Raw genomic sequence first — 22,024 nt, forward strand, 5'->3', positions numbered from 1 at the left:
TGGCCCGAAGTCTTACCGTTCTTCATGGGAAGGCCCCGCCTTGTCCTTTTTCGGAGCGGGCGGGGCTTCTTGAAACCGTTTGAGTGCAGCGAGAATGGAGTGGACAGGCTCGGCCTTTTCAGGATAGGCAAATATCCGGTGTTCCGGCGGAATGTCCTGCGGCCCGTGGTAATACTCCTTGAAGCCCTCCGGGACTGCCGACACATACCCACCGGGAGCGAATACGCCGCCCTCGTTGATACGCACATCCCGCCCGTATGCTTCATAATCGAAGTAGTTCTGAATGTGCTCCGGTATGTCGATGGTCCCCAGCTCGTCGGCGTAAAGATGGCCCAGCCCTTCATCATCGGAAATATCCGGGTAAAAGCGGTAAAGGTCAAGGTTCTGCGTCAGGTTTATCAAATCCTTCACGCTCCTTGTGTGGTTTCCTAAGACAAGAGCGGCTTCAAAGGTTTCCAGTCCGCCCTTATCCCGTACTTCCAGCAGGGCGTGGCCCAGCTCGTTCAGCTCGTCGATGTTCTCACATTCGTAGAGATGATCGTAGAGCCCCAGCACATCACTGTCAAAGCTGGTAAAGAACACTTCGCTGTACCGTTTCCCGTCTATCCCGATTTTGGCAAGGGCGGCCTGTAACTCCTGTGTCGTCATGGGGAAATGTACCGTTGTCCCTACCTCGATCCCCATTAAGGGGTACAGGGCTGTATTGGTTATATAGGCTTCAAACATGGGCTTATTCCTCCTTTCCGGCCCGGTCAGCCAGCACCTCATAAATACCGGCCATAATGTAATCGGCGCAAGGGAGGGCAATCGCATTTCCCAGCGCCTTGTAGCGTTGCAGAGGCCGGATCTCCACGCCGTCCGCCCCGTACTTTGTCCAGCCCTCCGGCAGCCCCATCAGCCGTTCGCTTTCTGTTTCCGTCAGAAAACGGATACAGCCACCCTCCGGGTCGCCCTCATACCAGAAGGCAAAGGGCGTTACATCACTGGCTAAAAGAGTGGGAAAAGGGTCAGTTGGTAATCCGAAGCTGTTTCGGAAGGCCGTTTCTTCCTGCCTTTTTGCCGCTCCCCGCATACGGAAGCACTGAAAGGGGTGGATGACTGGTATCTGCCACCCTGTTTCAAAAGAAGCTGTTCGATCTCCTTCGGCGGCGGCCCGCCCGCCCTCTCCGCAAGGCGGAGGAAGTGGGAGCATTGGACGGGGCTTAAATAGTATGTCTGCGGCACGTCTGCCTCCAAAATCCGCCACGACGAAAATCCGCTGCCTTCGTGCCAGCCTTCGGGAGCCTGCCCAATACTGGGCGTCCATGAGCCGCCAGCACACATCAGGCGTTCCCCCTCGCACCATTCCGGCGTTTCCCCATCTTCCCGAAGGAGGCATTGGAACTTCGGTGTCCGAGAAGGCGGATAGGACGGCTCTAAAGTCCATCCGGTCATTTGTAGAAAACGCTCCCATGACGTTTTCCCAAACAGCGATAGCTGGATATAGGTTATCAGTAGCATCCCTCATTTCCTGTATGATACGAAACGCCTGATAGAACAGGCTTGATTTTGCCCCGGCAAGGCCGGAGCGGTTGCCGATCAGAGAAAGGTTCTGACAGGGAGAGCCGAAGGTTATCACATGGACCGGCGGGATTTTCCCGCCGTCCACCTTCGTAATATCCCCCAAATGCACCATGTCGGGAAAGTGCCTTTTGGTTATGGAGATGGGCGCTTTTTCAATCTCGCTGGCCCAGACCGGACGGATACCGCACCGGGAAGCAGCCAGAGGGAACACGCCAATCCCGTCGAAAAGGCTCCCCAGCTTAATGTCCGGCATGGCCCGGGGTGCCGTGTCCCTTCACGGCAAGCACCCCTTCCAGCGTTGTCGCCGCAATGCCCAGCCGTCCGGCAACCGCAATATCGTTTTTCACATCCTCGTCCACAGCGCTGCCGCAGACGATCAGGGTGTGGGAGCGCCGCAGCATATCCCGGCGCATATCGATCCCGGCCTTATGTTCCTCGGGAACGCTGTCATTCAAAAACAGCGGCAGATACAAGAGCGGGCAGATCGGGGAAAAGCCCGCCTCATAAGCAAGGCGGCAGTAGTGGGTCGCCAGCTCCATATCAACATCCGGCTCGCCGCTCCATGCGGCGGTCAGGTATGCTAAAGGTCGTTTCATTGGTTGAACCTCCATTTCTGTTTTGGTTTAGGGAAAAGCAAGGTATCGCCCAACCCCTCCGCCCCTTCCCCCGGGAAGGGGAACGGCTCTGGAGAATTTATATCCCCGTCGCTTGATCGGGAAAAAGCATAACCGGGAGAAATCCGTCAAGGGTGCCTCTGGCACCGCCTGCGGCAGCGCTGCCCTTGACTGATTTTCCCGGCTATGCTACGGAATAACTGGCGACGGGGAATAATTTATATCTCCAGAGCTTCGGGGCGGGGGGGGGGGGCCCCCCCCCCCCCCCCCCCCCAATCCTCGGGCCACGTTGACCCGAAGTTTCGGCTTACTTTTCCTGTTCGTTTTTCTTCTCCGGCTTTTCGTGTTCCTTCTGCTGGCCCTTCCAGTCGTCCAGCAGCTTGATAATCTGGTCCTTCATTTCCCTCGGCGTAGTTTCCTTGCCGAAATACTTGCTCAGTTCCGCACCTGTCAAAATCACTTTGTCTACCTCCTTTTTGTCCTCCATCATAATGCCGTCGATCACGTCCCCGTTGAGTAGCTTCTTTTCGTCCAACTCACGCATACGCTTTGCCTGCGCCTGTGAAGGCGAGGACTGCTGGCTGTCAATGGCGACGGCGATATAGTTCTGGTTCTTCTTGCCGATATAGGAAAGCTCCACCGCCGTAGTAAAACCCAGCTTTTTTTCATCCATCAGCTTCATCAGGTCTGGAACCAGCTCATTGAGACGGATATACCGCTGCACCTGCTTGACGGCCATCTTGTTCCGCTCGGCCACGATCTCGTTGGAGCGTTTACCTGCGTCCTTCGGGTCAATCTGGCCCGAAGTGCGGGAGCCCTGGTGCTTGATGGCTTCAAGCTGCATTTTTAAGGCTTTGGCCCGCTCACTGGGGAGGATTTCTTCACGCTGGTTCAGATTGTCCTCCACCATCTGTGTGATGGCTTCATCATCTGTCAGGTTTCGGACGATACAGGGCATATCCGCATATCCGGCAAGCTCACTGGCTTTCTGGCGGCGGTGGCCGGACACGATCTCATAGCCGCCATCCTCACGGGGACGGACGATAGCGGGCTGGGTCACGCCCTTGTCCTTGACGCTGGACACCATAGCCCGCATTTCTTCATCATCCCGGACTTCAAAGGGATGGTTCTTGAAGGCGTGGAGTTCGTTCAGCTTGATATAGACGATCTGCTCCTTGCCCCGGCGTGGAGCATCCTTTGGCTTTTCGGGTCCTTTCGGAGCGGGAGCGGCCTGTATCGTTGGAGCCGTTTTTTTCTCCGGTTCCTTTTTGACCGCCTTTTCCGGTTTCTGTGCGGGAGCTTTGGACTTCGGGGCTGCGTCCTTGTCCTTATTTGCTTTCGGGGGACGGCCCCGGCGCTTCGGCTGTTCCGGCTCTTTGGGTTTTTCCTCTGCTTTTTTCGGAGCCTCCGGCTGCTTTTCCGGTTTCTCCGCTTTTGCCGGGTCAGGCTTTTCCACGCCGGGAGCTGCCGCCCGTTCCTCGACTTTCTTTTCCTTCATAATTTCAGCGAAGTTATAGACAGAAACCTGTGGGTTCTTTACCTCTGGTTCCGTCTTTTTTTCCGGCTTCGGGGAAACGGAAACCTTCCCCGGCTCTTTTGGGGGAGCGGGAGGCGTTTCCTTGCCCGGCCCGCTATCCGTTACCGGCTGTTCCGGCGTTTTTGTGGTTTTATCATCTGCCATAAGCATTTACCTCCTGTTTTTTGGCATGAAAAAAGGGGCTCAACTTTTCAGTCAAGCCCCCGTGGGAAGTTCCTCCTTTCTCCGCCATGATACAAAAATACCGCCCGTAGTCTCGTTTGGGCGGTACTTTGTGTAAGATTGGCAGTCCATTATTAAGTTTTTTATTATGTTCCCTTTGTACACCGTTGCAAACTCTTTTGTCGTTGCTCCTATTTTTGACTTACACAAATTTATGTTATTGCATATGGTTTTAACCTCATTTTTCACATTCACATCAGAAATCTTTCCTATCTTTTCTAATAACATGGTCAACTCATCTTGGAAGAAGGCTAAAAGTTCGACTTGTATTTTTTCACGTAATGCTGCAAAATGCCCCAAGGTATATTTCCATAGTAATTCTATTATTTCATCATAAAATGTGTTAAAATCAATAATATTATCCATATCTATTAATAAACATTGATTAACACATAATGTATAGTCTAATATAGACTCATTTTCCTCTCTGTATTTTATGCTTAACCAATTTTTCTTTATATCATCCACCTTTTTTTCTATATTTAGCGTAAATTTAGACAAATACTTTTTTATTTCCTCACTTCCCCTTGTGTTTTTCGGCAAAACTCCATCCCAATATTCATTTATCAAATATTCTTCACTATTATTTTTCTTCTTTTTTGAAAGTAAATTATATTCTTGAAATACTGTCGTAAGCTGTTTTTTACAATACCCATGCCGTATACGTGAGCTCAAAAAAGTATTTAATCCATACTTCTCATTAAACAAGAATTCTTCAGTAATTGTTGTAATAATTCCTTTGAGAATAATCATCTTTTGAGAATATACCACATTTGTTTTGATTTTTTCATTGATTTCATCAACAATCTTTTTCAGATCACTAATATAATCTTCACTATAAATATCATATGATATTAGCCCTTCATCTAAATCTTTCATAGCTAAATACCGATTAAAATCTTCTCTTAATGTGCTCTCATTTTCTTTTTTAATATTATCAGTATCAACATAGACACGGCTTTGATTTATCTGCTTAATTCTATCTTTGATACTTTTTTGCTTTGTAATTGCAGCAATCTCTGCATAATATTTCTTTCTATTTTGTTCATCAATATCAATTAGTACTTTAAGTATTTCAACACGCAACTCATCAGCCTTGTTTCCACCCGGATTTAAAATAATATCTCTTTTTAATATGTGTTGTATACATACTTTACTCAAAAATTCAATCAATACAGCGTTTTTTTCTTCATTGGATACAATATCATCAATACTTTTATATCTGTTATAATCCATATAATTGGAATAAGCTATCCTCTGCTTATTATAATTACCTGGCATGCATAAATATGTAAATACCACATACTGAATGCTTCTCTTAATATCCTTTGACAAATGACTATTTACATGTTTTAACACTTCGGATAAGTCAATTCTTTTTTGTAAATTATTATTCTGCAATATTGCATTTGTTACACATTCTACTTCAGCTAAATAATCTTCTTTCTGCTCATATATTCTGATTTTTCTACGAAGAACACGCTCTAAAAAATAATTATCTGTTCGAGAGATCCTTGTAAGAATATCAAGGGCTTCATCATTTTTACTTGCATCAATAAGCTTATCCGCTTCGAAAAATAAACTTCTATTTTCATCTAATATTGCTGTTGGAAATACACCTATCCCCAATTTATATAGGTATAATTTCTGAGTTATAGGGCATATATTAGCAAAGGAATCTAAAAATTCTGTAACATCCCCATTAAAGCATTCATTATTTACAATATTAGGAGATATACAAACATCATTAATCACGGATAAAAAGCTCATTTTCTTTCTCTGAGGCATAGTCGTCTTTCTCGAGATAAAGCCCATAATTTTATATTCCCAACTAGTAAATCTCACTACCTTAAGATATGAAAACAACTCCTGAATAGCTTCTGCTTCTTTTCCATTCAAAGAATATACGTCATATAACCATTTACATAAATTTTTCCCAATCTCCATTTTTTTATTTAAAAGAATGTAAGACTTAACTAAAAGAATTATACTCTGAAAATCCTGTGGTACTTTTAATAAGTATTGTTCGCACCGCTCAATATACTCCTGATATTTCCCACAAGTATATAATTCTAATAATTTGTAATACTCTTCGTTATAATCACATATCCGTTCAGGTGTTTCTATCAAATTAAGATTACATAGTCTAAAGTCACTTGTATCAAGTTTCTCTTTATTTCTAATTCCTTCAGTAAACATTATCTGTTCTGCCAAAACAAAAGTCTCATACATATCGACAATAGATAACTGGCTATCAAACATAAATGCAATCTGAATCTTTTCAAGTTCAAATTTGCGCTCTACATTAAATCTATAGTCCAAATACATTCTAATGATAGCATTCTCTTGAAGTATATCATTATAACTTTCTAACCTTTTCTTGTAAGCAGAATAACTTGTATTTGATTCTGCAAAATAACTTTCCAGTTCAAACAAAGTACTTAGCAAAATATTGTTATTCACATTGTTCTGTAGTTCAGATAAATATCTCTTATGCTTTTCCAATCCATATATTTTATCATATAAATACATTCTCTTGGATATGCTCCATACAGAAAGTCCCATTTTTTCTTCTATATTATTTATAACATGCAATGCCTCTGCATATTGTTCTGAAAAAAGGAATTTTTCATATTGATTTTTCATATCGATGTAGCTTTCTATATACTGTTTATATTCACAAAATATTCTTATGCAATATGAACGCAGATAATCCACATCTAACTCTGTATTTATCACAATTCGATTACTGCACATATCATGTATGGTTTTAGGAAATAATATCTTTTCTACTCTCATTTTCATCGAAGAATTATTGCTTACTGTTCTTATAATACGGAATATATCATCTTTCTCAGCATGAAAAACTATATTATAAAATTTATTTTTATAATTTGTCTTTTCTTTTGCAAACTCAAATAAATATTTTCTTCTATACTTTCTGTTCATATATAGCTTCCTCCAACATTTGTATCTTTATGATATCACTCCACATTTGTCTGCTAAATAGCTGAATCATCTACATTTTCAAAATGAACTATATCTCCAAAATCACAATCCAACTTACTACATATCTTTCCTAAAACAGCCATCGATACATACTCGCCTCTAGTCATCTTTGCAATAGTACTACTGCTAATCCCGAGTTCATTGACCAAATCAATTTTTTTCATATTTTTATCAATTAGCAACTTCCATAACCCATTATATGATACCAACATAAAATTACCTCTTTATCCCTACCTATAGCTATTTTACATCACTTGTCGTCATTCATTTTTAATATATATACATATTTTTATTAATATGTTATATTAATTGTTCGAGAAAGTAAAGTTTTTATTTGTTATACTTTAATATTAAACTGTAATGTGTTCGTAAAGTGAATTTTTAAATTAAATTTGGGGTAAATTCTTTAAATTTTACCAACATTCAACAAACTTATAACTAATTATCTACAGATAATTTCACCTCTATTTCCCTAACATGAATCATAACATCAAAAACAATATACTATATGGCTCATATTAGTAGTCAATCAAATGCTTGACATTCGATTGACTACTTTTTTACTCTACCACTTCTAAGTCAACCTCTGCAAATTCCTCATCGGTCATGCTCTGAAGCTTACCTAACACCTGCTCTCCAAGCTTCTCCATATCGCTGTCCTTTATGTGCGGCATTACCTGTCTGATTTGTCCAATCATATCCGCCCTGTCCTGTGTCTCAAACACACACATGAAATTGATTTCTTCTACTGCGAATTTACTCATCTTTTTACATCTCCCTCTGTGATTTTTTCTCGGTTTCCTTTTCCTGTAAAGTACGCTCCGACTTGTCCCTCTGCTCTATGACTGCCTTTTTCTCTGTCAGTTTCTCCCGTATGGAAATTCTGCCTTTGGTCTGCTCATGTTCCTTTTTCTCCGCTCCGTTATTCAGGACATTATCAATCATGTTGTAATTCTGTTCTTCAAGCTCCTCCAACTTTGCAAGCGGCTTGTATTCTGCCAGCTTGTCAAGCAGCTCCTTTGCCCTTCTCGCAGTCTGAACCGCTTCGCTGTCATCAAGCTCCACACCCTGCCCGAAAATGTCTGTAATACCCTCTCTGACGCCTTCAGAAATGACCGCATTGAGAAAGTCATTCAGATACCCGGTATTTCCATTTCTGATGTCCTCAGTGATGTTGGCAACCTGTGCTTCCCTGTCCTCAACCGTATCCCGATACTGATAGGTGTCATAGTCATAGGAAAACTGGTCTATCTCCAAAGCAAGGATAGCTGCCTGCCACTTCTCCAGCGAACCACGCACCTCAATGTCCGGTAACTTGTCAATCAGCTCCGCTATGACCTCGATTGCTTTCGGATCGTCTGTTATGTCCGGTACATAATCCAAGACATCCAGGTCAATGACCTTGCCGGAGAGAATATTCATTTCCACATCCTCATAACGCTCGGTTCCCTCGGTATGTATGTTGATGCCGATGCTCGGAATCCCGTTCATGCGCTCCGGTGGTATGCTTTTCCACACAGCGATTGCTTTCTCCACACTTGCAATATTCTCATGAAACTCTCCCAAACTGTGAAATTCGCCGCACTCTGCAACCGTTAAGGTAACGGTTTTCTCTGGTATGGCTCCCACGGCAGATGCTTTCTGCATTGCCTGTTTCTCTGCAAGATAGCTCTCCACTGCCAGAAGATAAGTTGCAAGCGTTCCGGTTTTCCCCTCCGTAATCGGGTTAATATCTACCTGAATGCCTGCAATATAAATGCTGTCCTCATGCAGCATATTGAAAAGGTCATCTTCTCTGGTGGAACCGGTGTATTCCACAACCACATCCACAATTTCTGCATCCAGACCGTACTCGTCAATCTGCGACTGCACATAAGCATATACCGTCTTTTCTATATCCTCTGCGCTCTGTCCGTCCAGACTATGAAACAGTTCTTCTGTCTTTGCCCGGAAATCTGCAACCACATCCGGATTGTTCTCTCTAAATTCTGCCTGCTTTGCTTCCAAGTCTGCCTGTTCCACTTCCTCCGCTTTTTCTGAAAGCTCCTCATAATCTACAATCTCAACCTCAGAACCCACATATACTTCACCCTGCAAATACTCATCACGATAATACTGCTCTGTAACCGCTGAAAAGCGTGGTTCTTTCAGGTCTGCAATGACCATATCCATTGCTCTTTGAATGGTAATATCCGGATTGTCATATACACCGCCATCCAGTAAATGATACTGCTCATTCAGAATGGAGTAATCGTATCCACCATCACATTCGTGCATAAGGATATAGCGGTCTGCGATATGTACCGCAAACTCTGTCTGTATTTCGTTCTCCCTGCCCTCCAATGTCAGCATAAACTTCGGCAGTTCCGTAAATCCAAAAGAATCAACAAAGTGTGCGCTGTTCTCGCCGTCCTCATGCAATACTACAATGTCGCTGACGGAAAGCGAATGAGCCTTATAATCTGCAGGGTGGTCAATATTGAACTTTGTATAGATTGCTTCCAATGTTTCCGATTGTGTCTGCCCCTGCAATTCTGCCAGTTCTCCCATATACACGAGCTTATAATTTTCCGGCAATACCGCATCAAAATTGTCTTTGGTTATTCCCATACGCTTCAGGCTTTCCGTTCCCTCAAAGCGGAACTTGTCCAGTTCGGGATTATCCTTTAACTGGTAAATACCGTATTTATCGGTATTTCCATATAAAAGCAGTGCTTCCCTGTTGGAATTACTCTCTGTAAGTTCTTCCTGCATCATGAGAAGTTTCCGTTCATTCTGCCAGTCCCCTTTTTCTATTCCGCACATTCCATCATGCTCTAAAATCTGTTTTCTATCAGCTACAGTACTCTCGGAACCATCCGTATGCAAAAGATACACAGGCAAGTCATGGTCAAATAGTTCCAATGCCCTTTCCTGTGTTAGTGGAAGCATTTCAATCCATGTATAGCCATACTCCTGCATTTCAGATATTCCGACCATGCTATCCGGCAGTGCGTCGATTTCTGCCTGTGCATCAAACATTGCTAATGCAACATCCTGATTTCCATCCACTTCCTGTGCGTAGATATGTTCTGCAAGCTCCCTTGTTTTCTCCACATTACTCAGCTTATAAGCATAATTTACAATCAGATTTCTTTCATCATCGGAAAAGGCAGGCTGTCCATGCTCCAACCGGTTAATGATATGCTCTGCCTGTTGAATGACAGACAATTTCTCCGCATCCGTCAGACCTGCATCAAAATCGTATTCATAATCCCAAAAGTCCGGCATATTTCCGTTTAATTCCTTACTACTGGACGCAAGTAACGTGATTTCCGCTCCCTGTTTTTCCATATATGAAAGGTAATTGCCATCCCATTCTTTTTCATCAAGAGAAGCCATATCTTTGAGCATTTTTCTGACATCATCCCTCAACATATTTGTGATTTTCAAAACCTCCCATTCGCTTTCAAAAATTGAAGCGAACTTAACAACCACATCATCGGCATTGATCGGCTCCATTGCCTTATCATAGACCGCCTTTCTCTCCTTCATATCAATCAGCTCATCTGTATCTGTGTTATAACGCACATCCAGATGATACTCTCCGTACTCTCTGGAATCCTGATTGCCGATTTCCGTTGTCCATGCACCCCTGCTTTCCAAATATGCCTGTATGCTCAACTTGTCATCGTCTGTCATTTCTGACAATGCCTGCATCAGTTCCGGTCTGTCCATGCCATATACATCAAGCAGACTGAACTCTGAAAGGTCAGTATTCTGTATGAGGAGAATACTTTCCTTTGTCTGTTCCTGTGATACTTCCCTGTTCCTTTGTAATTCCTGTAATTGTTCCTCTATCCCGGTAATCAACTCCGAAGCTGTCCTCCGTATCGTATCTATGGAAGCTCTCAGTTCCTTGGTATCTCTGCCACTGCTCCATCCGGCAATATATCCAAAGGAATAATCGGAAGTGTCCACTCCAAAATGCTGACATACTGTATAAGCTATGCTCTCAGCTTCCACTTCTTTGGTATTGCGGTCTTTTTTCATCTGCTCATCCTGCTCCACTTCCTTGCTATGCAGCTTGGAGTGAGCCACCTCATGGATCATGGTCTTTAAGGTCTGGCCCTCGCTCATGTTTTCCTGCACCGCAATCCGCTTTGCTTCCCTGTCATAGTAGCCTTTGGAATCTCCGGCTATCTCCTCCAGTTCAATCGGTACTGGTGAAATGGCTTCTACTGCACGAATCATATCCTGATACCCTTCCACATCTGAAAGAAGCTCCTTTGCCGCAAGTTCCGGTATCGGCTTTCCGTCTGTCTGCGCCACATCAAAAACGGATACTGCCCGGAATGCCGGAATTGTTATCTCGACTTCTTCTTTCTGCGGATTTCCGTCCTTATCAAGTAAAAGTTCTTGTGTGACCGGATCAATCTTGTCCCTCTCCTCTTTGATTTTATAGGGTGCTGGGGCAAGGATACGAATACCCTTTTCCCCCTTCTTAACGTGCCTGTCAAAATTCTTCTGCCAAGCCTTGAATCCGGCCACTAACGTAGCGTCTGGCTTTTGCATCGCAATTAACATAGTATTGTTAAAGCTGTAATTATGGAATTTTGACATGGTATTCAGATAAGTCTTGTACTTCTCGCTTTCAAAAAGCTCCTTGATACCCTGCTCTAGCTTCTCCGTTATTTCCTGTACTTTCTGTTTTTCTGTTTTAGATTCTGCCATAGTATTTCCTCCATCTGCTTATTTTTTGCATGACAAAAGGCAGCCATTATTGACTGCCTTTGCATAACTACGATATTCACTTATAAACCTTTATCATTACTGCCCGTATTCGTTTTGATTTCTGCAATGTACTCCTGTCTCCTTTCTGCACCTGTCACTGTAAATGTTTTTACAAATAAAAAAGACAACCAAGATTTTGTTTCTTAATTGCCTGTTTCTATGCTATTAAATTTTTATTGAACCGATAACCAACTCCCCAAACAGTCTGTATATAGCTTGGCTTGCTAGGATTATCCTCTATCTTCTCCCGAATATTCCGGATATGGCTCATGACGATGTTGTAATCGCCGGAATAGGATTCTTTCCACACAATGTCATAAATCTGTTCCTTACTGAACACTATTCCCGGATGCTTTGCAAAAAGCTTCAAGATTTCAAACTCGGTATATGTAAGCTCTATCTCCTGATTTTCCCGAATGATTACCCGTTGAACCTCATCTATCATAAGACCTTTGAAATTCAACAGATGCTCGTTCATACCTGACATCTGAATGACTTCTTCTCTGGTATTTATCAACGATAAAATGCGCTTCATCATATCATCCTCATTATCTTCAAATGTCAGAACTAACATTTTCCCATACACATCACCTGCCTTATTACTTTTATATACTGCCTAAGTTCTGGAAAATTCAAAAGAATGATTCCCATATCCAGCCAAGCAGTATGTTATCTGCTGTTTGTTTTTTCTTATTCATTTTCCATATATCCTATAACGGAAATTACTTTTTCGTTGCATACGATATATGCTACTTGCTTTCCCTCACTCTTTAATTCTGTGGCACATTCTTTTATGTTTTCAGTAAACCAAGATTGAGAACTACAAGTAACAACAATTTCTTCATTACATCAGCACATCCGGCAGACAGCTCTATTTCATTGTTGCAGGAACTGCCCTGCCCGTCCTCTGTGGCTTATTAGGGATAATTTTCTGCTATGCCTTGGCATCAAAGCTACTCTGCATATTATCCACATTTACCGTCTCTTCACTTGCCAGCGGAATCCCTCTCTTTGCATTCCCCCATGCTTCATTGTAGATCATGCACATTTCCGTCTGTCTGGATGCCTCCGCATTGGTGGTATACATCGTCCACCCATTATTGGAATAAGTCGCGACCATCTCCCCATTCTTATCGTAAAACTCTATGTAATCGCTGTTGCCTGACGGCAATTTCTGATATTTCACTTTCCCTTCAAGCAGCGTTGCCACAAAATCTATTGGCTTCAGCACATTCTGTCTGTTCCTTGAAATAGCTTTCAGCCCGGAAGTAATAATCCCTTTTCTGTCCGGGGACACTTCCGATGTGTAGCTTTTCATCAGCCTATTAAATCCTTCGGATTTGTTTTGGAACTGCCCTTTTTCAAAATCCTCATAAGCTTGTTCCCTGATCTGCTTCCGGTATTCTTTATCACTAACACCGCTTTTCTTTTTAGAGAAAATATATTTGTCATTGAAGTCCGGCAGATGGATGCCGCCTATACTGCCTGTTCCAGAAAAGAACCTTTGTTGTAATGAACCATTGGACGAATTAACTTGCATTATACCACCCTCTCCTGTAAATTTCCTAGTCTATTCAATATTTGATACATCTGGCTATTGCCAAACATATAACTTTGCAAAACAAGCGGTCTCTCTGCCCGTCTGTTTTCTCGGTACAGCTTCATATAGGCATCCTTAGCCTGATAAAAGCTGTCCTCCAATTCTTCCATCTCCTCTGTTGGCATTTCAGGAATATTCCCCTGAATGACCTGCCCCTGGGCTGTTATTCTGGCACAGGATTTCTGCCATGCCACTTCCTGCTCAAATTGTATATCCAGCCACTCTATCTCATCTTCTTTTGTCAGCGGCGTCCCATCTACCTTATAATACTGTTCATTTTCATAGCGCTGTTCAATTTCAGAATACAGCCTTGCATAACTCAGCCCACAAGCATTCACAACATCCGAATAGCCATACTGCCCTTTTTCTTCCCTGATTTCCTTTAATATTCCAGCTCTCATATCGCTGAGTGATGCCGCCGACTGCACCACTGTATGCTTAATTTTATCCATTAAGATTTCCCTGTTTTTCGATAATTGGGAAACTTCTAAGGAATCCCTATGAAATACTTTCTGGTATTCACTTTGACTTCCCTGAGATTTCAAACATTCTCTATTAGGTTTAAAGCCATCCTGCAAATGTACAGGATAATTGGAAATACTAATTGACATACATTTTTCTCCTCGTATGATTGACCATTTACTAATCCTGCCATTTTAGACAGTCCACTCATTACAGTTGTTCTTGCAGACAAAATCAAACATCATGAATACATACGAAGTCTGAAACCACTCATTGCTTAGGTCTTACCAACTTTATAAAGCCTATGGCTTATTAAAGTACGCCTAAAACTGGTAGTTATCCACTTCTTATCTTAGAATTCGTGCTCTGCACGAATTCTTCCCCGTTTAGTTCGAGATTGCGAACGAGCATCGCGAGTTTCGCAATTACCTAATTTGAAATAATTAGTGAAATATATGCCACATAAAACCAATTTACTATATCCTTGTATCCACTGACACCTGTGCCAGTGAACTGCCTGATTTCTTTAAATTAGCTTCCACGGATTCTCTTGTGATACCGTCTAATGTCCCAGATGAGACTGGCTTCCCTATTTCCCAACCTGGATCAGCAGCTTTTGCTGCGGATATAAATGCCTGCCGATATGCACGCTCATACTGCTGCATAGTATATCCCGCTGCTAATTGGTCATTTTTCTGTACCTTGCGATACATATTTGTATATACATCTGATCGTTTTGTCGTATCTCCATTCAGGACGCCATTTTCTTGCAAAAATTCCTTTTTCGTTTGCTCAAACATTTCATCTTTGCTGCTTTCCGGAATGGAAATAATACGTTTTTGACTACTTGCATTTTCATCTGTTAGCAAAAGACCTGCTAATCCCGTTGTTGGATCAATGTAATCTCCATCTTTGTCGTAACTTTTCATCAAATTTTTAATGCTCTGGATATTTGTGTACATTAACCCATTTGCATTTGACATCATCTGCTTTATTGCAGCCTTATATTGGGCACTGTTCGTATCAATACCCGCCGCTTTTAACTGCGACTGTATAGAGCTGCTGTTTAACTGCGACAGCTGAAAGCTACCTATTGCACTTGTACTTTTTGTGCCTTTTGTTCCAAACATTTGCTGAAACAAAAATCCATAATCTGTGATTTTTGACATAAACTCGCCCTCCTTAATAGAATAATTTGATAGGCGTTTGTGAAACGCCACAAGCCTCATAAATACGGCATTTTTTAACTACAAAAAACAAATAACCCCTCACCGGATATGGTATAATAGAGTTGACCAGAAACTATAAACCATACATCCAAGAAAGGAGTTATTCTGACATCTATGATACCATATAAACAGCTTTCTTTGGCAGATATTTTTTCAGATTGCCAAAATAAATTTGAAAATGACAAACCTGTATTTCTATCTCTATTAGAAAACCACATCGATATTGATGAGATTATTCCGATTTCTTTTCGAAATCATTTCTATGCATCAACGGGCAGAGCCCGTAAATACCCTTTAAACGCTTTGCTATGGGCTTTGATTATTCAGCATATTTTTTCTATTCCCACAGACCAGCTTCTTTTAACTTTTCTTGCTTATTCAAAACCGCTGCGTGAATTCTGTGGCTTCACCAAAGTTCCGGATGCTTCTAAAATCACCCGCTTCAAACAGGACTTTATTGATGACCTTCAGCTTGTTTTTGATAACCTTGTTGATTTAACCGAACCAGTCTGTCATGCTATTGATTCTGCCAAAGCGGATATGACTATCTTTGATTCTTCTGGTATTGAGGCTTTCGTTGCTGAAAATAATCCGAAATACGCAAATCGTATTATCAAGCAGCTCAAAGCTTATGCCAAAGCTAACAACTTTGATAAGAATTATGATCCTTACAAAGCAGCTTATGGTTCTATGCCAACACACGCTTCCGCAAATCCTGAAATTAAGCAGTTATACATTAATGGTCATTTTTGCTATGTCTTCAAGTTTGGCATTGTCACCAATGGTCTTGGCATCATCCGGCATATATCTTTTTATAACAAAAACTTTATGATCTCACATCCTGAAATCGTGGTAGAAAAGAAATCTGATTCTCCTGATGAAGATAAGTGCGTTCATGATGCTAAATTACTCATTCCTACACTAAAAGACTTCTTTGTGAAGCATCCGCTTATTAATCCCAAAACATTTCTTGGTGATGCAGCGTTTGACTCATTCCAATGGATTACTTGGTTTGATAATGATACACCATTCATTACACTATACCTCACTGCCTGTCGCGGTTTCCGTCATAACATTTGCGTCATAAGCATTGGAAGCCATCGCCATCTGCCTCTTACTGCTCCATGCCTTTGTCAGCCTGCTCCTCTCCAATTCCTGCTTTGCAATCTTTTCTTCCAACGCCTCCTGCTGAAATTCCTTCATCTGCGCCCGCTTTTCCAAATATTCTTCCAGCAGTTCCTTCTGCCTTGCCTTTTTCTGCCGTCCGGCATCAGTTCCCTTTGCGGAGGAACTCCCGGAATAACCGTCATTCTCCTTCATGCCCTGCGTATAGCCGTAACATTTCTCATATGTATCATCTATATGCATATATGATATTTGTGGAATATAGTTTCCAAAATTAACTGCCTTATTCTTCGCTAAAGCGTCTAATATTTTCTTCTCATATTCCGGATCAGTCTGCATTCTTTTATAAGCGGCATCCGTAATATCTATAATATCATTTCTATTCCGCTGCGAAGGGTGGGTATACAAGCCACTCATCTTTTCATTAAAATACTCCTTGTATTCCTCCAAGGTCATATCTTCCGAGGAAACCTGACTTTTGTCTGTGACCTTTTCCGCAAATCCCGCTTGTTTTTCCTCCTTCCTCAAACCCATGTAACTCTTTGCTGTTTCATAATAACTGCCATAAACTGAACCTACATCCATTACTACATTCTCCTTCCTTTTTCATATTTTTTTATTTTATTTTCTTCTGCTGCAGCATTACTGTGACTTTAAACACATCGTTTTTTATTTTGATATCCATATCTCCAAGATAATGGTCTGCCACATTCTTTACATTTTTTAACCCTATTCCATGCTCCATCAAAATATCCGGCAGATCGCTCTGTTTCGTTGTCATCGGGACGATACCTCCATCTTCCCATATCACTTTCCCATCAAAGCTGTTTTCCACTTCAATCAGTAGGAAATGATTCTTTTTCTTTAAAGTCAGATTGATATATCGCTGTTCCTGCTCCAGTTTCTCGCAGGCTTCTATGGCATTGTCTAAAAGGTTATTCAGAATGATACCTATATCAAATGCAGAAATTGTGTCTGTTTCCCCCAAGTTAAATTTTACTTGAAACGAAATACCTGCATTTTCCGCTTTCTGGTATTTATCATTGATAATCACATCTGTGACCGCATTTCCTGTATTGAATTTATAGTCCATAGTCTGTATGGTTTCATCCAGTTTTTCGATATAATTCTCTACTGCATCATATTTCTCACTTGCCACCAGCCCTTTTATATTCGTCATATGGTTTTTCATCTCATGCCTTACTCTGCGAATGCTCCCGTAGAAGTTCTCTGCTTCTTCCAGTCTCTGCTTCATGGCTTTGACCTGTTGTTCTTCCACAAAATGTTTCTGCCGTTCTTTTTGAAGCTTCCTGTAATTCTGGTAGATGTATATTGCCGAAATTTCCCCCACATAGATAAGAACCGCAATTATCGGTAATTTCCACAACATTTCCTGCTTGTCATCATACAACAGAAAAACTCCACCCTCGATTTGCACTACGGAAAGGTCTACGCTTATTCCTACAATCATACTCCCTACAATATTCAGTACTGAAAGGAATATCGTTTCCTGCCATCTCAGCATAAACGGTTTCTTTACGATTTTTATCACGACACCTGTCATAATCAGGAATACCAACGTGTACGATAAAAGCAGGATGCCCATACCTATCGCCATACCCAGATAAACCCGAAATATATATTCCTCACTCAGAACATCCAACCCTCTAAATATGCTCTCCACTGTACATTGATAAATACTGTCTGCAATCAAATAACTTAACGCATGAAAATTGTAAAACAGCAGCAGTATGAATACCGCATTTTCCAAATGTTTTTGGTATTTGCAAAAACAATATCCCAACACAATGACAGCGGACATTGTATATCGTATTACCCCCGGCTTTTCCAGCCATAGCCCCATGCAGATATTCATCACTGCCAATATTCCTGCAACAATCCATATCCCTTTCTCCCACCGAAAAAATACATTCCACAATACCAGAAAAAGAACGATTTGCAGAATAATAGGATAGATTTCAAAAAGCTTGCGAATGATTTCATATGTAACCTGACTCAATTATCTTTCCTCCGAAATGTATTCCAAATAACGCTTTACAAAGTCCTGATATTTATACTTGGATATCAGCAGACTGTCCCCGTTTCTCATTTTCACCTCTGTCCGGTCATATCGTTCCACATATTTTATGTTGACCAGATACCCTTTGTGTATACGGAAAAAATCCGGCTTAAGCTCGCTTTCCAGTGAGCTGATCTTGTCATAATATTCAATTTTTTCATGCCGCAAATACAAGGTCACTTTTCGATTACTGCTTTCAATATAGTAAATATCATCTGCTGAAACACTTCTTGTTCTATTTCCATTCCGAACTAATACTTCTTTTGGTTTTTCCTTTTTCTTTGCCATCAAATATTGATACTCCCGTATGGTCTGTGCAAAAACCTGCTCAAAATTGCTTTCCTGAATCGGTTTTACAATATACTGAAAAGCATTAACGGAAAAAGCCTCCTGCATATATTCCGGATATCCCGTTACAAATATCAGAAGCGGCAGGCTTCCCCACACTGCTTCTTTCTTGCTTTCCATCTGGCTCCTGAGCTGCTTTGCCACAGTCATTCCATCCTCATCTCCCATAGAGATATCCAGAAAAAGTATGTCTATTTCTTCTGCATTTGTCTCATCCTGAAACTCCAATAATTCCTTGCCCGATGAAAACTCTGTTATCTTACAAAAAGGTTCCTGCTTCTGTATCAGCTTGCGTATGTAAATGCGTATATTTTCCTCATCATCGCAAATTGCTATGTTCAACTGTTCCACCTCATTTTCATGGTTCATTATCAAATATGGATAACATCATCTATTGTTCATTTATATTATCGGCAGATTTCTTTCTTTAAATTCGGAAATGTTGTGACTGGACTTCTGAATGTTGCGACTGGACTCTAATCTTCCCGACAATTATCATCTGAATTGATTTTCTCCATCCGTAACCTTGCCTGTTCCCTTTGTTCGTCACTTAACCTTCTCGGCTTACGATAACCACATAACAGGAAAAGCAGATAGATTGCTACCTGCTCTTTCCATAAACCTTTATAAACTTGCTTCCTGACTCTTGGTCTTTGGTTTCTCTGGTGCTAGAATATAAATAGTACAAGCCAAAATGAGAAATTCCAAATACACATAAGCATGATACAATAGAGACATGCTGAAGGAGGATCTCATATGGCAAAGCAACATGACAAACAATTTAAACTTGATGCAGTCCGGTACTATCAGGATCACAAAGAACTCGGTGTACGTGGATGTGCAGAAAATCTTGGCATTGGATACAGCACATTAACAAAATGGCTGAAAGACTTCCGGGAATCAGGCGATATTCCTGTCCGCGGTTCTGGTAATTACGCATCTGATGAGCAGAAAGAAATCGCCCGCCTCAGGCGTGAATTACGTGATGCCCAAGATGCACTTGATGTATTAAAAAAAGCAATCAACATTCTGGGAAAATGACGGATGCCATTTACCTTGAAGTGTCTGAGAAGACGGAAGCTGCCAAAAAGGCCAGACGCCGGGTTTCCGTCTCCGGAATGTTGAAATTTTTAGGTGTCTCTCGCTCAGGATATCTTGCATGGCTCCACCACGTACCTTCTGATACAGAAAAACGTCGTGAAGCTGTAAAAGCAAAAATACAGGATATTTATGATGATTCCAAGCAGAACTACGGTGCTCCGAAAATCACTGCAGAACTGCGAAAAACCGGTGAAGTCATTTCGGAAAGAACTGTTGGTACATATATGCGCCAAATGGGAATCCGTGCTCAGTGGAGCAAACCATGGACAATCACTACAAAAGATTCTGATTTCAGCACAGAATTACAAAATATCCTTGATGAACAGTTTAATCCTGATCGCCCGAATGCTGTCTGGTGTTCGGATATCACCTACGTTTGGACAATAGACGGATTTGTCTATCTGACCAGTATTATGGATTTATTTTCCAGAAAAATCATTGCCTGGACACTTTCAGAAACACTGGGAGTATCCTGCGTGATTGATACTATAAACAAAGCCAAAGCCCGCCGAAATATTGATCAACCATTAATCATCCACTCAGATCGTGGGAGCCAGTATGTTGCAAAGGAATATAAAAAAGCAACCGAAAACATGCAGCGCAGTTATTCGAAGAAAGCATTCCCATGGGATAATGCATGCATTGAATCCTTTCATTCTATTATCAAGCGTGAATGGCTCAATCGCTTTAAAATCCGCGACTACAAGCAAGCCTACCGGTTGATTTTCGAATATCTGGAAGCTTTTTACAACACGAAACGAATTCACAGCCATTGCGACTTTATGTCACCAGATGAATTCGAACGAGTATATGAAAGATCACACACTAAGGCGGAGCTTCTGGCAAGTTAAAATGGGGAGAAATTTCTCATTTTAACTTGTACTAAATCTTGCGATTAGGATTTCTCGAATCCGTAAACCCATTTTCCACGTAAGAACAGATACAGAAAAATCACGGAGCTGATACCCCAAGTCAATGGGTATGCCCAGAAAATCACTCGTATATCCGGGAGAATACGAACTGCCACAGTAATGTAGATTACGCGAAACAGACACCAGTCACAGAGCATAACAATCATCGGAACGGATGCGTTACCTGATCCACGAAGTACTGCTGCGATGCAATGAGAAAACGCCAGCAGACAATAAAATAACGCAATTGTTCTGGACTGCATGACTCCATAATGTACAACATCAGGATCTCTGTTAAACGCTGTGATCAGTACCGGTGCTGCCACATATATGATAATACCGATCAACTCTGCAATAGTAATCGAGCAGAGAACTCCAAATCTTGCTCCCTTTTTCGCCCGGTCATACTGTTTTGCACCCAGATTCTGACTGACAAAGGTTGTCAGAGCCATTGTAAAACAGGTCACCGGCAAAAAGGCGAATCCCTCTATCTTGGAGTAGGAACCACATCCTGCCATCGCCATTTTTCCAAATGCATTTATATTTGACTGTACAAAGACGTTCGCGATCGCGATCACTGAATTCTGAAAACCGGATGGTACACCATTCTGGATGATCTGCTTCAGCATAGAACTGTCAAAACGAATCTCTCGCAATTCCAGACGGTATTCTTCTTCCACACGCAGCAGATGAACCATACAGAGCAGTGCACTGACAAACTGTGAAATTGCGGTTGCAAGTGCTGCTGATCCGACTCCCATGCCAAGACCTGCGATAAAGAAAATATCCAGAACGACATTGACACAGGAAGAAATAATCAGATATATCAGTGGATGGCGTCCATCACCGACCGACTGCAGAACTCCAACAAAGATATTGTACATGACAACACCCATAGACCCTGCAAAATATGTACGGAAATACACAATAGATTCCGGGAGCACGTCCGCAGGAGTTCCCATCAATACCAGGATCTTTGGTGCCAGAAACATTCCCAAAACTGTCAGCACAGCACTGGTCACAAGTCCAAATGCAACCGTTGTATGGATTGCCTTTTGCAGGCAGTCTCTTTTTTTGGCTCCGTAATATCGTGCAATAACAACACCTGCACCCATGGCAATGCCGTTAATAAAACCTACCATCAGAAAAATCAGATTTCCAGATGAACTGACTGCCGCCAGTGCATTACTTCCTAGAAAATTTCCTACGATCAGGGAATCAGCAGTATTATACAATTGCTGGAACAGATTTCCCAGAAACAATGGAATTGCAAAAAAAATGATCTTTTGGGAGATACTTCCCTCTGTCATTCTCAGACTCTTTTTCATAGCTAAAATTACTCTTCCCTTTCCTGTGTTCTTTGAATCAATAGAGATGAAGGACTGCTCTTCGTGATAGTTGCCTCTCTACCTTATTATTTGTACCATACCATGCATATGTTGCTGATGTC

The 22,024-nt window shown here is 41.8% G+C and carries 17 protein-coding genes and 1 pseudogene; 3 read left to right on the plus strand and 15 right to left on the minus strand.

The genetic code is table 11. The features are described 5' to 3' along the window. Positions 1 to 12: 12 nt before the first annotated feature. From WMO43_RS04370 to WMO43_RS04425, 12 genes are all read right to left on the minus strand, one after another. Complete coding sequence (locus WMO43_RS04370; protein WP_109258336.1) at positions 13 to 726, minus strand: antirestriction protein ArdA; 714 nt, start codon at positions 724 to 726, stop codon at positions 13 to 15. A 4-nt stretch (positions 727 to 730) separates the two neighbouring features. Beyond that, on the minus strand, positions 731 to 1,816 hold the full coding sequence (locus WMO43_RS04375) for a DNA cytosine methyltransferase (protein ID WP_348583844.1): 1,086 nt from the start codon (positions 1,814 to 1,816) through the stop codon (positions 731 to 733). Continuing rightward, positions 1,803 to 2,159, minus strand: coding sequence for a DUF7768 domain-containing protein (locus tag WMO43_RS04380; protein WP_173015368.1), 357 nt, complete (start codon positions 2,157 to 2,159; stop codon positions 1,803 to 1,805). Before WMO43_RS04380 ends, WMO43_RS04375 begins: the two co-directional genes overlap by 14 nt. Positions 2,160 to 2,484: 325 nt before the next feature. Further along, positions 2,485 to 3,858 carry a ParB/RepB/Spo0J family partition protein gene (locus tag WMO43_RS04385; RefSeq protein WP_330589520.1) on the minus strand — a complete coding sequence of 458 codons (1,374 nt, stop codon included), beginning with the start codon at positions 3,856 to 3,858 and terminating at the stop codon, positions 2,485 to 2,487. 51 nt (positions 3,859 to 3,909) lie between these two features. Beyond that, positions 3,910 to 6,885 carry a hypothetical protein gene (locus tag WMO43_RS04390; protein WP_353530179.1) on the minus strand — a complete coding sequence of 992 codons (2,976 nt, stop codon included), beginning with the start codon at positions 6,883 to 6,885 and terminating at the stop codon, positions 3,910 to 3,912. A 53-nt stretch (positions 6,886 to 6,938) separates the two neighbouring features. Further along, positions 6,939 to 7,157 (minus strand): helix-turn-helix domain-containing protein, encoded by a 219-nt coding sequence (locus tag WMO43_RS04395; RefSeq protein WP_353530181.1) that lies wholly within the window; start codon positions 7,155 to 7,157, stop codon positions 6,939 to 6,941. 348 nt (positions 7,158 to 7,505) lie between these two features. Next, positions 7,506 to 7,709: a transposon-transfer assisting family protein gene (locus WMO43_RS04400; protein WP_353530182.1), complete on the minus strand. Its 204-nt coding sequence runs from the start codon at positions 7,707 to 7,709 to the stop codon at positions 7,506 to 7,508. Positions 7,710 to 7,713: 4 nt separating this feature from the next. After that, positions 7,714 to 11,658, minus strand: coding sequence for a YodL domain-containing protein (locus tag WMO43_RS04405; RefSeq protein WP_353530183.1), 3,945 nt, complete (start codon positions 11,656 to 11,658; stop codon positions 7,714 to 7,716). Between the two features lie 217 nt (positions 11,659 to 11,875). Then, positions 11,876 to 12,292 (minus strand): winged helix-turn-helix domain-containing protein, encoded by a 417-nt coding sequence (locus WMO43_RS04410; protein WP_353530184.1) that lies wholly within the window; start codon positions 12,290 to 12,292, stop codon positions 11,876 to 11,878. Positions 12,293 to 12,652: 360 nt separating this feature from the next. Further along, positions 12,653 to 13,258 (minus strand): hypothetical protein, encoded by a 606-nt coding sequence (locus tag WMO43_RS04415; protein WP_055288220.1) that lies wholly within the window; start codon positions 13,256 to 13,258, stop codon positions 12,653 to 12,655. After that, positions 13,258 to 13,929 carry a hypothetical protein gene (locus tag WMO43_RS04420; protein WP_117464706.1) on the minus strand — a complete coding sequence of 224 codons (672 nt, stop codon included), beginning with the start codon at positions 13,927 to 13,929 and terminating at the stop codon, positions 13,258 to 13,260. The genes WMO43_RS04415 and WMO43_RS04420 overlap by 1 nt, the downstream gene beginning before the upstream one ends. A 327-nt stretch (positions 13,930 to 14,256) precedes the next feature. Next, complete coding sequence (locus WMO43_RS04425) at positions 14,257 to 14,949, minus strand: DUF3879 family protein (protein WP_353530185.1); 693 nt, start codon at positions 14,947 to 14,949, stop codon at positions 14,257 to 14,259. A gap of 174 nt (positions 14,950 to 15,123) precedes the next feature. On the opposite strand from WMO43_RS04425, the pseudogene WMO43_RS04430 reads away from it, so the two are divergent. Beyond that, positions 15,124 to 16,008 (plus strand): annotated as a pseudogene (locus tag WMO43_RS04430) (transposase family protein); the annotation flags it as partial. Between the two features lie 742 nt (positions 16,009 to 16,750). Here the strand turns inward: WMO43_RS04430 and WMO43_RS04435 are convergent. Both WMO43_RS04435 and WMO43_RS04440 read right to left on the minus strand, forming a co-directional pair. Continuing rightward, positions 16,751 to 18,154 (minus strand): sensor histidine kinase, encoded by a 1,404-nt coding sequence (locus WMO43_RS04435; protein WP_353530186.1) that lies wholly within the window; start codon positions 18,152 to 18,154, stop codon positions 16,751 to 16,753. After that, on the minus strand, positions 18,155 to 18,913 hold the full coding sequence (locus WMO43_RS04440) for a LytR/AlgR family response regulator transcription factor (RefSeq protein WP_243080962.1): 759 nt from the start codon (positions 18,911 to 18,913) through the stop codon (positions 18,155 to 18,157). It abuts the gene before it with no gap. Between the two features lie 405 nt (positions 18,914 to 19,318). Here WMO43_RS04440 and WMO43_RS04445 point away from each other — a divergent pair, with 405 nt between their 5' ends. Both WMO43_RS04445 and WMO43_RS04450 read left to right on the plus strand, forming a co-directional pair. Next, positions 19,319 to 19,603: a transposase gene (locus WMO43_RS04445; protein WP_353530187.1), complete on the plus strand. Its 285-nt coding sequence runs from the start codon at positions 19,319 to 19,321 to the stop codon at positions 19,601 to 19,603. After that, positions 19,600 to 20,514, plus strand: coding sequence for an IS3 family transposase (locus WMO43_RS04450; protein ID WP_353530188.1), 915 nt, complete (start codon positions 19,600 to 19,602; stop codon positions 20,512 to 20,514). Before WMO43_RS04445 ends, WMO43_RS04450 begins: the two co-directional genes overlap by 4 nt. A gap of 44 nt (positions 20,515 to 20,558) precedes the next feature. On the opposite strand, the gene WMO43_RS04455 is transcribed toward WMO43_RS04450, so the two are convergent. Beyond that, the gene (locus WMO43_RS04455) at positions 20,559 to 21,902 is read right to left on the minus strand and encodes an MATE family efflux transporter (protein ID WP_353530189.1); all 1,344 of its coding nucleotides are present in this window, start codon (positions 21,900 to 21,902) and stop codon (positions 20,559 to 20,561) included. Positions 21,903 to 22,024 lie beyond the last annotated feature (122 nt).

The sequence above is a fragment of the Maccoyibacter intestinihominis genome (assembly GCF_040096355.1).
GTDB lineage: Bacteria > Bacillota > Clostridia > Lachnospirales > Lachnospiraceae > Maccoyibacter > Maccoyibacter intestinihominis.